Raw genomic sequence first — 12,406 nt, 5'->3', positions numbered from 1 at the left:
GCGACCCGCGGCCGACACCCGGTGAGCGGTCCTTGCCCGCACCCCCGCCGCCCGAAAACATCCCTTTTGTCGACGCGGCGCACCGGCGCGGCAGCGCACCGAAGGGATCACCGATGAGAACCGCCGCCGTCCTCCTGGCCGCAGGAGCCGCAGGGTCCTTGCTCCTCACCCCCCTGGCCGCGGCCCCGGCCGGCGCCCGGACGCCCGCCGGTGAGGCGCGCGGCACCGCCGTCGCCGCCGCGCGCGCCGCCGAGGCGGGCATCGACTTCGGCCCGTGCGCCGAGGAGCAGGGCCTGCCGCCCACCGTGGAGTGCGGCACCCTGCGCGTCCCGCTCGACTACGCCCGCCCGGACGGCGAGCAGATCCGGCTCACCGTCAGCCGGTCCCGGGCCACCGGGACGGACCCCGTGACCGGGCGCACGGTGCCCCGGCAGGGCTCCCTGGTGCACAACCCGGGCGGGCCCGGCGCCGACGGGACGTACTTCCCGATGCTCGGACACGTCCCCGGCTGGAAGCGTCTCGCGGCGGCCTACGACCTGGTCGGCTACGCCCCGCGCGGGGTGGGCCGTTCCGCGCCGCTGTCGTGCACCGACCCGAGCACCTTCCAGCAGGGTCCCGCGCCCGCGCCCGCGCACCCCTCGGCGGAGGTCAAGCGCGACCGCGCGGCCCGCGCCGCCGCCTACGCGCGCGGCTGCGCCGAGCGGACCGGCGCCGCCGTGCGCCACTACACCTCGCTCGCCAACGCCCGGGACCTTGATGTGCTGCGCGCCGCGCTGGGCGAGACCCGGCTGACGTTCCTCGGGTCGTCGTACGGCACGTACATCGGGGCGCTGTACGCCACGCTGTTCCCCTCGCACGTCCGGCGGATGGTGTTCGACTCGGCGGTGAACCCGGCCCCGGAGCGGATCTGGTACCGCAACAACCTGGCCCAGTCGGCGGCGTTCGAGGACCGCTGGGCCGACTTCCGGGCCTGGGCCGCCGCACACCACGACGTGTACGGGCTGGGCGGCACCGCGCGGGAGGTGCAGGAGAGTTACGACCGGGTGCGGGCCCGCCTGGCGGCGCGGCCGGCGGGCGGGAAGGTCGGCCCGGCGCAGCTGCACACGGCCATGCTGAGGGCCGGTTACTACGACGACTACTGGCCGCAGCGCGCGCACGCCCTGTCGGCGTACCTGAAGGGCGACCCCGGGCCGCTGGTCGAGCAGGCCGAGGAGCATCCGGAGGCGGCGGCGGAGGCGGAGAACACGCGCGCGGTCTACCTCGCCGTGGAGTGCAACGACGCCCCCTGGCCGACGGACTTCGCGGTGTGGGACCGGGACAACACCCGGCTCGCGCGCCGGGCGCCGTTCGAGACCTGGGACAACGTGTGGACCAATCTGCCCTGCGCCTACTGGCCCGCGCCCCGGCAGCGGCCCCTGGACGTGCGCGCCGGACGGGGCGCGCTGCCGCCGACACTGATCCTTGCGGCCGAGCGGGACGCGGCCACCCCGTACGACGGCGCCCTGGAACTGCACCGCAGGCTGGCCGGATCCGCGCTGGTGACGGAGCGGGACGCCGGCAGCCACGGTCTTGCGGGCGGGGCCAACGCCTGCGTCAACGAGCACCTGACGGCGTATCTGCTGGACGGCGAGGTGCCGGGCCGGCGCGCCTCCTGCGCACCGCACCCGGCACCCGCTCCGACCGCACCGGCCACGACCCCACCCGCTCCGACGGCGCCCGCGCCCGCGGCGTGACGCCGGGCGGACGTCAGGCCAGGCCCGCGACCAGGTCCGCGACGTCCTTGCGGCGGCCCGTGTAGAACGGGATCTCCTCGCGGACGTGCATGCGGGCCTCGGAGCCGCGCAGGTGGCGCATCAGGTCGACGATGCGGTGCAGTTCGTCGGCCTCGAAGGCGAGGATCCACTCGTAGTCGCCGAGGGAGAACGAGGCGACCGTGTTGGCGCGCACGTCCGGGTAGCCGCGGGCCATCTTGCCGTGGTCCGCGAGCATCCGGCGGCGGTCCTCGTCCGGCAGCAGGTACCAGTCGTAGGAGCGCACGAACGGGTAGACGCTCACGTAGTCGCGGGGCGTCTCGTCGGCGAGGAACGCCGGGATGTGCGAGCGGTTGAACTCGGCGGGGCGGTGCAGCGCCATGTTCGACCAGACCGGCTCCAGCGCGCGGCCCAGCCGGGTGCGGCGGAAGAGGTTGTAGGCCTCCTGGAGCTGGTCGGCGGTCTCGGCGTGCCACCAGATCATGAGGTCGGCGTCCGCGCGCAGGCCCGACAGGTCGTAGGTGCCGCGGACGGTGACGTCCTTGGCGGCGAGCTGGTCGAACAGCTCCTGGACCTCGTCGGCGTAGCCGGCGCGGTCCTCGGGCAGGCCGTCCTTCAGCTTGAAGACGGACCAGAGGGTGTAGCGGATGACCTCGTTGAGGTCCCTGGCCAGCTTGCCCTTGTTGGGGATCCGGTCGGGCGCGGGGGTGGTGGCGTCGTCACTCATGTCCCTCATTCTCCTGCTCCTCCGTGAAGGCTTTGCACCGGGTGGGCGGTGAGCTCCTGCACAGCGCGCAGGTCACCGCTGATCTGGTCGGCCGCCGCGTACGCGCTCGCGATGCACGCCGGGACGCCGACGCCGTCGTACGCGGCGCCGCACACGGCCAGCCCGGACAGGCCCGCGAGGTGCGCGCGGACCCGGGCCACACGCGCGTGGTGGCCGACCGGGTACTGGGGCAGCCCGTCGTCCCAGCGGGTGACGCGGGTGGCGACCGGGGCGGCGTCCAGGCCGGTGGCGGCCTTCAGGTCGTGCCGGGACAGCTCGACCAGTTCGTCGTCGTCGCGGTGCAGGATCTCCGTCTCGCCGTGGCGGCCCACGGAGGTGCGGACGACGGCCAGGTCCGGGTTCTCCTCGGCGACCCAGCCCCACTTGCGGGAGGCGAAGGTGGAGGCCTTGATGGTGCGTCCCTCCACGGGCGGCACCAGGAACCCGCTGCCTTCGGGCAGCCGTGCCTCGGCGCGGCGGTAGGCCAGGGTGATCAGCGCCATCGAGGCGTACTCGACGGCGGACAGCTCCGCGGCGGCGCCGGGCGCCTCGGCGCGCAGCAGTCCGGCGGCGGCCGGGGCGGGCACGGCGACGACGACGGCGTCCGCGTGCAGCACCTCGTCGCCTGCCACGAGCCGCCAGCCGTCCTCGGGTTCGCGGCGCAGTGCGGTGACCGGGATGCCGGTGAGGATGCGGGCGCCCCGGGAGCGCAGGGAGTCGGCGACCGCGAGCGGGAGGGAGCCCACGCCGCCGGCGACGCCCATGAAGACGGGGCCGGTCTGCTGCGCGGCGGCGGTCTTCGCCTGGACGGCGCGGACCGCCTCGGTCAGGGTGGCGTGCGCGCGGGCGGCCTCGAAGAGCGCCGGGACGGCCGAGCGCATCGAGATGCGGTAGGCGTCACCCGCGTACACGCCGCCGAGCAGCGGCTCGACGAGCCGGTCGACGACCTCCCGGCCGAACCGCTCGGCGACGTACTCACCGATGGCGACGTCGTCGCCGACCTCGGTGGGCGGCAGCTCGGCGTCGCGCTCGATGCGGGCGACGCCCTCGTCGGACAGCACGCCCGCGAGCGCGGCGGCGGTGCCGGGGACGCCCATGACGTGCCCCTTCGGCATGGGGCGCAGGGCGCCGCGGGTCCACAGGGCGGCGGAGGCGGTGGCGGGCGGCTGGAGCCGGTCGGCGAGGCCCACGGCGCGGGCGAGGCCGACCGCCTCGGGGCGCCGGGCCAGCAGCGACTCCGCCCCGAGGTCGACGCGGGCGCCCGCGATCTCGCCGGGCAGCAGCTTGCCGCCGACCCGGTCCGAGGCCTCCAGCACGGTGACCCGCGCCCCGTGCTCCAGCAGCCGGTGCGCGGCGGCCAGCCCGGCGATGCCCGCTCCGACGACGACGGCGTGCCGCCCGCCGTCCCTGTGTGTTCCGCTCATGCCTCCCACCTTCTCAAATGCCGCACGCCGGCCCGCCAGGGCCGTGTGGCCCCGCCGAGTCCCGACCGTGACCCCATCGCGACCGTCCGGCCCGAACGACCGTCCCCCTTACGGCGTCTCAGGAGCGTCAGCAGTGACGACACGAGGGGGACTCCCGCATGCGCACAGGACGATCCGTACGAACCGGCCCCGCCCTGGCCGGAACCTTGCTGGCGGCGGCCCTCGCGGTCACCGGGTGCAGCGGCGCCGCCGACGGCGGGGCCTTGGGCGACAGCAAGGCCGACAAGGGCGTGATGGCGGACGAGGCGGCCGGGGACGCGGCGGCGGAGTCCGCCAAGGAGGGCGCGCCGGGCGGCGCGGCGGGCCGGGCCGCGGCGGCCGCCCCGCGGGTGGCGGCGGAGCACGTCATCCGCACCGCCTCCCTGACGGTGCGGGTCAAGGACGTCCCGAAGGCGCTGGACGAGGCCCGCGCGGCGGCCACGGACGCCGGCGGTTACGTGGGCGACGAGAACACCCACCGGGACGCGGTGGGCGACGAGCACACCCGTGTGGTGCTGCGGGTTCCGGCCGACGCGTACGAGGAGGTGCTGACCGGTCTGGAGGGCACGGGCACCCTCGTCGAGCGCAGCGCGAAGGCACAGGACGTCACCGACCAGGTGGTCGACGTGGAGAGCCGGATCAGCACGCAGCGGGCCAGCGTGGCGCGTATCCGCGAGCTGATGGACCGGGCCACCCGGCTCAGTGACGTGGTGACCCTGGAGGGCGAGCTGAGCAGCCGTCAGGCGGACCTGGAGTCGCTGCTGGCCCAGCAGGCGGCACTGAAGGACCGTACGAGCCTCGCCACCATCACCCTGACGCTGACCGAGAACCCTGTGGAGGAGGCGAAGGACGACGACCCGGGCTTCCTGGACGCGCTCGCGGGCGGCTGGGACGTCTTCCTTACGCTGCTGCGCTGGCTGGCCCTGGCACTCGGCGCGGTCCTGCCGTTCGCGGCGGTGGCGGCGCCGGCCGTCCTGGTGTGGCGCACGCTGGTACGTCCCCGGCTGCCGCGCCGGCCGGCCCCGGTGCCCCCGGCGGGTGGTCCGGGATCGCTGCCCGTGGCGCCGCGGGTGCCGGGGCGCGCCCCCGGGGGCGGGGACGGCGAGGCCTGAGGGACCGCTCCGCTCCCTCCCCCGTAGCGTGGTCCGCATGGACACGAGCGCTGCGCACGGAGCGAGGGAACGCCTGGTCGTGATCGGCGGTGACGCCGCGGGTATGTCCGCGGCGTCGCAGGCCCGGCGGATGAGGGGCCCGGACGAGCTGGAGATCGTGGCGTTCGAACGCGGCCACTTCACCTCCTACTCCGCCTGCGGCATCCCCTACTGGGTGGGCGGCGACGTCGAGGACCGGGACCGGCTGATCGCGCGCACCCCCGAGGAGCACCGCGCACGCGACATCGACGTGCGGCTGCGCACCGAGGTCACCGGGATCGACCTGGACGGGCGGCGGGTCCGGGCGCGTGACCTGGAGTCCGGGGCGGAGGCGTGGACGTCGTACGACAAGCTGGTGATCGCCACCGGTGCGCGGCCGGTCCGTCCGGAGCTGCCCGGCATCGACGCGCCGGGGGTGCACGGGGTGCAGACCCTGGACGACGGGCAGGCGCTGCTCGACACGCTGGCCCGGACCGGCGGGCGCCGCGCGGTGGTCGTCGGGGCGGGGTACATCGGCGTGGAGATGGCCGAGGCGATGATCAACCGAGGCTACGAGGTGACCGTCGTCAACCGGGGCCGGGAGCCCATGGCGACGCTCGACCCCGACATGGGCCGGCTGGTGCACAAGGCCATGGCCGGCATGGGCATCACCATGGTGAACGACGCCGAGGTGACCGGGCTGCCCACCGGCGACGACGGCCGGGTGCGGGCGGTCGCCACCGCGGACGCCGAGTATCCGGCCGACGTGGTCGTCCTGGGCATCGGCGTACGCCCGGAGACAGCCTTGGCGCGGGCGGCCGGGCTGCCCCTCGGGGACCACGGCGGGCTGCTCACCGACCGTTCCCTGCGGGTGCGCGGGCAGGAGAACGTGTGGGCGGGCGGTGACTGCGTGGAGGTGCTGGACCTGGTGTCCGGGCAGCAGCGGCACATCCCGCTCGGCACCCACGCCAACAAGCACGGCCAGATCATCGGCGCGAACGTGGGCGGCGGTTACGCCACGTTCCCGGGCGTGGTCGGCACGGCGGTCAGCAAGGTGTGCGACCTGGAGATCGCCCGCACCGGACTGCGGGAGAAGGACGCCCACCGCGTGGGCCTGCGCTTCGAGACGGTGACGATCGAGTCGACCAGCCGGGCGGGCTACTACCCGAACGCCTCGCCCATGACGGTGAAGATGCTGGCCGAACTGCGCACCGGCCGGCTGCTGGGCGTGCAGATCGTCGGCCGTGAGGGCGCGGGCAAGCGGGTGGACATCGCGGCGGTGGCCCTGACGGCCGGCATGACGGTGGACCAGGTGGCGGCACTGGACCTCGGGTACGCCCCGCCGTTCTCGCCGGTGTGGGACCCGGTCCAGGTGGCGGCCCGCAAGGCGGCGACGCGCCTCATAGGCGGGCGCTGAGCGTGCCCCGCGCCCGCCGCGCGCCGCTCACGCCGCGCACACCGTCGACGCGGTGTGCGCCGTCGACCCGGTGTGCGCCGTCGACCCCGCGGGCGACGCTCACGCCGTCCCGTTGATCCGCTCGATCGCCTGGCGTGCCTGCTCCCCCGGCGGCCGGGACGGCAGGGAGGACACCGAGGCGCTCGACGACACGGACGCGGCCGACGGCACCGAGGAGGAGGCGGGCGGCACGGCGGGCGGCTGCTCCCCCGCGGGCTTGGCGTGCGCTGCGGCGGCCCGCGCGGACCGCAGGCGGCGGCTCACCGCCTCGTCCAGCGTCACCGGCCGCTGCATCTGCGTGGCGAGCCGCCCCGCCTCCTGGCCGAGCCGGGCGACGTCCTCCCAGGGGAGGCGCACCACGAGGGTGAGCTCGGCCTCGCCGTCGGGCAGCGCCTGCAGGGCGGTCACTCGGTCGTTCATCGCCTGTGTCCTCACGTCGGCCCCGCGGCCACTTCCCCGCGCCGCGGGCGGTTGGGGAGTCATACGCACGGCGTACGGGCGGCGTTCAGGGGGTCCACGGATTCACCGGCGGCCGTCCGGGCACCAGTGGGATGTGGTCATCCCCGTTCATGACGTGAACCCCGCGCGCCGCACCCCCTGGGTGACGTACGCGCTCATCGTCGCCAACGTCGTCGTCTTCGTGGCCCTCACGCCGGGTGTCGTGGGCTCCCTGACCGGGGGCGGCGGCAGCCTGGCGGAGCTGTGTCACCTCCAGGCGTTCCTGGACCGGTGGGCCGTGGTGCCGAGGGAACTGATCCACCACCACCTGCCGAACCTGGTGCCGACCGGCGCCACCGGTGTGGGTCCACGGGGACCGGGATGCGTGATCGGGCCGCCCGGCTACGACAAGTCGCCGGAGCTGAGCGTGCTGACGGCGATGTTCCTGCACGGGGGCTGGCTGCACCTGCTGGGCAACATGCTCTTCCTGTGGATCTTCGGCAACAACATCGAGGACCGCATGGGGCACGTCCGCTTCCTGCTGTTCTACCTGGTGTGCGGCTACGCGGCGGCGTACGGGTTCGCGCTGCTGAACGCCGGTTCGGCCGAACCGCTGATCGGGGCCTCGGGGGCGATCGCGGGTGTGCTCGGTGCCTACCTCGTGCTGTATCCGAGGGCACGGGTGTGGGTGCTGGTGCCGTTCCTGATCTTCCTGCCGCTGCGGCTGCCCGCGTGGATCGTGCTGGGCCTGTGGTTCGTGCTCCAGGCGGTGTACTCGGGCGGACAGGGCGTCACCGACGCGGGCACGGTGGCGTACGTGGCGCACGTGGTCGGCTTCGTCGTCGGCATGCTGCTGGCCTGGCCCCTCAAACCGGGCACTCCCCCGCCGCCCGAACCCCGCGGCATCCTCTTCGGCCGAAGGGCGCGGACGGGCTGGTAGGGGCGCCTAGACTCCCCTTTCGGCGGCCTGCGGCCCGAAGGGGGAGACGATGTCCGAGCACCTGTACGACAACCCGGTGATCAGCGGGTTCCACCCCGACCCGAGCGTGTGCCGGGTCGGCGACGACTACTACCTGGTGTGCTCCAGCTTCGAGTACGTCCCCGGGCTGCCGCTCTTCCACAGCAGGGACCTCGTGCACTGGGAGCAGATCGGCAACGTCCTCGACCGGCCCGGGCAACTGCCGCTCCCCCTGCCCGGCGCCAAGGCGTCCGGAGGCCTGTACGCGCCCACGATCCGTCACCACGACGGCCGCTTCTGGGTCGTCAACACCAACATCGACGGCGGCGGCAACTTCGTCGTGTGGTCCGAGCGCCCCGAGGGGCCGTGGAGCGACCCGGTGTGGCTCGCCCTGGACGGGATCGACCCCGACCTGGCGTGGGAGGAGGACGGTACCTGCTGGTGCGCCTTCTCCGGCCCGGCGGGAGGCATCAACATCGCCAGGATCGACCCGGCCGGGGGCAAGGTGCTGGAAGGGCCCGTCCCCACCTGGTCCGGCAGCGGGCTCAAGTTCCCCGAGGCGCCGCACCTGTACCGCGTGGGCGGCTGGTGGTATCTGCTGATCGCCGAGGGCGGCACCGAGCGCGGCCACGCCGTGTCCGTGGCCCGCGCCCGCTCCCCGCGCGGCCCCTGGGAGGCGGCGCCCGGCAACCCGCTGCTGTCCCACGCGGGCACCGCGCGCCCCGTGCAGAACACCGGCCACGCCGATCTCGTCCAGGCTCCCGACGGCTGCTGGTGGATGGTGCTGCTCGGCGTCCGCCCCCGCGGCTTCACGCCCGACGTGCACGTGCTCGGCCGCGAGACGTTCCTGACCCCGGTGGAGTGGGACGCGGACGGCTGGCCCGTCGTCACGCCCGTCCCCGAGCGCCACCCGGCGCCGGGCGGTGCCTGGCATCCCGTTCCGGCCCCGCCCGCCCGTGACGACTTCACCGGCACCGCTCTCGCGCCGTACTGGGTCTCGCCGTTCGCCCGCCCGGAGGGCTCCTGGTCGCTCACGGAGCGCCCCGGGTGGCTGGTCCTGAACGCCACCGGACCCACCCTGGACAGCCCCGGCTACACCTTCGTCGGCCGCCGCCAGCAGCACCTCGACTGCCGGGTCACCGCCCTGCTGGACCCGGGCACGGGGCGCGGCGGTCTCTGCGTACGGCTGGACGAGGCCCACCACTACGAGCTGGAGGCCGGGGACGGGGAGGTCCGCGTCGTCGCCCGGATCGGGCCGCTGCGCCAGACCGTGGCCCGCCGGCCGGCCCCGGCGGGGCCGCTGCCCCTCACCGTCACGGTCCGGACGTCGGATCTCGTGCCCGCGTCGCCCCACCTCACCGACGGCGGGACCACGGGCCCCGACACCCTGGCCTTCTGGCTGGGCGACCCCGGCGCCCCGGACGCCCGGCCGCTCGCCGAACTGGACGGGCGCTACCTGTCCACCGAGGTCGCCTGCGGATTCACGGGCCGCGTCATCGGCATGTACGCCACCGAGGGCTCGGTCGCCTTCGACTGGTTCGAGTACGTCCCGTCGCCCGCCGTGTGAGGAGTGGCCGGCCCGCCCGCCGAAGGCCCGGCTCCCGCTCCCGGAGGGCGCCCGCGCGGTTGGGCTAACCTGTCCCCCATGCCACCCCGACCAGCCGGAACGCGCCCCACCCTGTCCCTGGTCGCGAAGACCGCCGGTACCAGCGTGCCGACCGTGTCGAAGGTGCTGCGCGGCGGGACGGACGTCTCGGCGGAGACGCGGGCGCGGGTCATGGAAGCAGTGCGGGCCGTCGGCTACGTCCGCCGGGCCGGCTCCAGGAACGAGGGCGTGCGCGACGAGAACGGCTGGTCCAACGTCCTGGACCTGGTGGTCACCCACTTCGAGGGGTCGTGGGCGAACCTCCTCGTCGCGGGGGTCGGGCGGGAGGCGGCGGCAGCGGGACTCGACGTGGTCCTGACGCTGGCCGATCCGCAGAGCGACTGGGTGTCGCGGCTGCTGAGGAGGCGCACCCTGGGGGTCATCGGGACGCTGGTCGATCCCGCGTCGGCGCAGTTCGGCGCGCTCTTCGCGGCGGGCGTCCCCGTGGTGCTGGTCGACCCGATGACCACGCCCCCGTCGGGCGTCTCCAGTGTCGGCGTGGCGAACTGGGAGGGCGGCCGGATGGCCGCCGAGCACCTGCTGTCCCTCGGCCACGAGCGGCTGGGGGTGGTCGCGGGGCACGCCCGCCACCTCTTCGGCCGGGCCCGCGTCGACGGTTTCCGCGGGGTGGCCGACACGGCGTCCTCCGGTGCCGTCACGGTGTCGGTGGCCCACGGCGGCTGGAACCGCGCCAAGGCGGCGGCCGCCACCCACACCCTGCTCGACGCGGATCCAGGGATCACCGGGATCTTCGCCTGCGCCGACTCCATGGCCCTCGGCGTCTACGACGCGCTGGGCGCCCGGGGGCTGCGGGTGCCGGAGGACATCAGCGTCGTCGGCTTCGACGACCTGCCCGAGGCGCAGTACATCACCCCGGGGCTGACCACCGTCCGGCAGCCCAGCACGGAGCTGGGCGCGGCGGCGGTCAGGCTGCTGACGGAGCTCGCCCGCGGCGAGGACGGCGGCTCCCGGCCCGCCGCCCGCATGAAGCTGGCGACCGAGCTGGTCCTGCGCGCCTCCACCGGACCCGCCCCCGGGACCGCGTCCCGCCGGTGAGGCGGACGGCCGTCCTCACTCCGGCGGGGACGTGACGGTCTCCAGGACGAGGCGGCTCGGCCGGGCGGTGCCCTGGAGGATCGTGTACTCCGCCGCGACGGGCGGCGGGTCCTGGCCGGCCGGGGCGAAGGCGTTGCCGCCGACGTCCCAGCGGGGTGACGAGCTCGGGGCGATGTCGACGCGCACCCGGTGGCCGGGCAGGAACGTGTGCGCCGTCGACCAGAGATCCACGGCGAACTCCTGCGCCCGGCCCGGTTCGAGGGGACGTCTCTCACCCGCCCCGGTCACCGGGTCGACGGACCGCGCCGACCCCCGCTGCACCCCGTCGGCGACGACGCGGCTGGTGCCGTCCGGGTGCTCGTCGCACAGCCGGACCACCACGTCGGCGTCCGTACCCGTGGTGACGAGGTGCACGACGGCGTGGACCGCCCCCATCACCGTGAGGTCCGCGTCCAGCGGCTCGGTGCGCCAGGAGACGACGTCCTGCCGCGCCTCGACCGCCGACTGGTCGGCGGGGCCCGCCGCGAACGGCCCGAAGAGGAGGACGGCGCCGCCCCACGTCGGGACCGGGGACGCCGGATCGCTGGTCAGCCGTCGTTCGGCGTCCGCGCCCGGCTCGGTCCCGAGCGTCCCCCCGGCGTTCAGGTACAGCGCGAGCGGCCGGGTGTCGCGCGGCGGGAACGCGTCCAGGCCGACCCACCGGTTCGCGCCCATCAGGAACACCCGCACCGGCGGGCCGTCCTCGGCGTGCGTGGCGCCCTGGCGCAGGACGGTGTCGAACCACCGCACGTGGTGCGCCGTCAGGTCCCCGGCGCCACCGGGCTCGTCGGCACAGGAGCCCGGTCCGAAGTCCACGCCGGCGGCCCGGCCCGACAGGTCGTCGTGCGTCCAGGGGCCCACCAGCAGACGCGGCGCCGGCCCGCCGGTGTTCCGCGCCCGGCGCAGCAGCCGCCGGTAGATCTCCAGCGTCGGTCCGAGGAAGACGTCGAACCACCCACCGGTCAGGAACACCGGGACGTCGACCGCGTCGGTCCGGTCGACGACCTTGCCCGCGCGGTGACGCGGCGAGCCGAGCGGCTCCCGCAGGAGGTCCAGTCCCCACCCGACGATCGCCTCGACGTCCCGGCCGGGGCGCAGGGCCCCGGCGCGGAACGCCTCGCCGGTGGTGAGCGCGCGTTCGGTCGCCTCCCAGCGTGCCCGCTCCGCCTCCCGGGCTGCGGCGGAGCCGAGGCGGTCGATCATGTCCGGGGCGATGGCGTAGTGCGTCCAGGCGAGCGTGCTGCCGAGCTCCGGCACCCCGCCGCGGAACCGGAAACCGTCGAGCGCCGACACCGCGGGCGTCATGGCGGGGGCGATCGCCCGCAGCGCCGGGGCGCCGCCCAGCAGGGCGGCGAACTGGGTGTCGGAGGCGTACGACGCTCCCCACATCCCCACGGTGCCGTCGCACTCGGGCCGTGCCGCGAGCCAGGCCACGGCGTCGGCGCCGTCGGCCACCTCCTGCCCACCGGGGTCGAAGTCCCCCTCGCTGCCGAAGCGGCCCCGTACGTCCTGGAGCGCGACGAGGTAACCCGCGGCGACGAGACGTCCGACGTCCAGCACCCCGGGTTCCTCGGCGCTCACGTCGTAGGGGTGACGGGTCAGCAGGGCCGGCCACGGCCCGCTCCCGTGCGGGAGCAGCAGCAGCGTCCGCAGCCGTGTCCCGTCGCGCATCGCGCAGCTCACCTCATGTCGCCTCGCCACCGC

10 protein-coding genes are annotated in these 12,406 nt (G+C 75.3%); 6 read left to right on the top strand and 4 right to left on the bottom strand.

Annotated features, from left to right (window positions below; translation table 11 throughout):
• The first annotated feature begins 113 nt into the window (after positions 1–113).
• Positions 114–1,733 (top strand): alpha/beta hydrolase, encoded by a 1,620-nt coding sequence (locus tag ACIF8S_RS01610; protein ID WP_399996705.1) that lies wholly within the window; start codon positions 114–116, stop codon positions 1,731–1,733.
• A gap of 13 nt (positions 1,734–1,746) precedes the next feature.
• Here the strand turns inward: ACIF8S_RS01610 and hemQ are convergent, their stop codons facing one another.
• Together hemQ and hemG are read right to left on the bottom strand one after the other, a co-directional pair.
• Positions 1,747–2,478 carry a hydrogen peroxide-dependent heme synthase gene (gene hemQ / locus ACIF8S_RS01605; RefSeq protein ID WP_399996704.1) on the bottom strand — a complete coding sequence of 244 codons (732 nt, stop codon included), beginning with the start codon at positions 2,476–2,478 and terminating at the stop codon, positions 1,747–1,749.
• 5 nt (positions 2,479–2,483) lie between these two features.
• Positions 2,484–3,941, bottom strand: coding sequence for a protoporphyrinogen oxidase (gene hemG, locus ACIF8S_RS01600; protein ID WP_399996702.1), 1,458 nt, complete (start codon positions 3,939–3,941; stop codon positions 2,484–2,486).
• Between the two features lie 158 nt (positions 3,942–4,099).
• Between hemG and ACIF8S_RS01595 the strand changes: the two genes are divergently transcribed.
• Together ACIF8S_RS01595 and ACIF8S_RS01590 are read left to right on the top strand one after the other, a co-directional pair.
• Entirely contained in the window at positions 4,100–5,092 is a 993-nt protein-coding gene (locus tag ACIF8S_RS01595; protein WP_399996701.1) for a DUF4349 domain-containing protein, read from the top strand.
• 37 nt (positions 5,093–5,129) lie between these two features.
• Positions 5,130–6,527, top strand: coding sequence for an FAD-dependent oxidoreductase (locus ACIF8S_RS01590; RefSeq protein WP_399996700.1), 1,398 nt, complete (start codon positions 5,130–5,132; stop codon positions 6,525–6,527).
• 99 nt (positions 6,528–6,626) lie between these two features.
• Here ACIF8S_RS01590 and ACIF8S_RS01585 read toward each other — a convergent pair whose 3' ends face one another.
• Positions 6,627–6,986 carry a hypothetical protein gene (locus ACIF8S_RS01585; protein WP_349797320.1) on the bottom strand — a complete coding sequence of 120 codons (360 nt, stop codon included), beginning with the start codon at positions 6,984–6,986 and terminating at the stop codon, positions 6,627–6,629.
• A 133-nt stretch (positions 6,987–7,119) separates the two neighbouring features.
• Here ACIF8S_RS01585 and ACIF8S_RS01580 point away from each other — a divergent pair, with 133 nt between their 5' ends.
• From ACIF8S_RS01580 to ACIF8S_RS01570, 3 genes are all read left to right on the top strand, one after another.
• Entirely contained in the window at positions 7,120–7,944 is an 825-nt protein-coding gene (locus ACIF8S_RS01580; RefSeq protein WP_399996699.1) for a rhomboid family intramembrane serine protease, read from the top strand.
• 49 nt (positions 7,945–7,993) lie between these two features.
• Positions 7,994–9,529, top strand: coding sequence for a glycoside hydrolase family 43 protein (locus ACIF8S_RS01575; RefSeq protein WP_399996697.1), 1,536 nt, complete (start codon positions 7,994–7,996; stop codon positions 9,527–9,529).
• Between the two features lie 78 nt (positions 9,530–9,607).
• Positions 9,608–10,663, top strand: coding sequence for a LacI family DNA-binding transcriptional regulator (locus ACIF8S_RS01570; protein ID WP_399996695.1), 1,056 nt, complete (start codon positions 9,608–9,610; stop codon positions 10,661–10,663).
• A gap of 15 nt (positions 10,664–10,678) precedes the next feature.
• On the opposite strand, the gene ACIF8S_RS01565 is transcribed toward ACIF8S_RS01570, so the two are convergent.
• Positions 10,679–12,373 (bottom strand): CocE/NonD family hydrolase, encoded by a 1,695-nt coding sequence (locus ACIF8S_RS01565; RefSeq protein ID WP_399996694.1) that lies wholly within the window; start codon positions 12,371–12,373, stop codon positions 10,679–10,681.
• Positions 12,374–12,406: the final 33 nt, after the last annotated feature.

The organism is Streptomyces sp. NPDC085937, from assembly GCF_044540535.1.
GTDB lineage: Bacteria > Actinomycetota > Actinomycetes > Streptomycetales > Streptomycetaceae > Streptomyces.
This window is presented reverse-complemented; position numbering and strand designations above follow the sequence as displayed.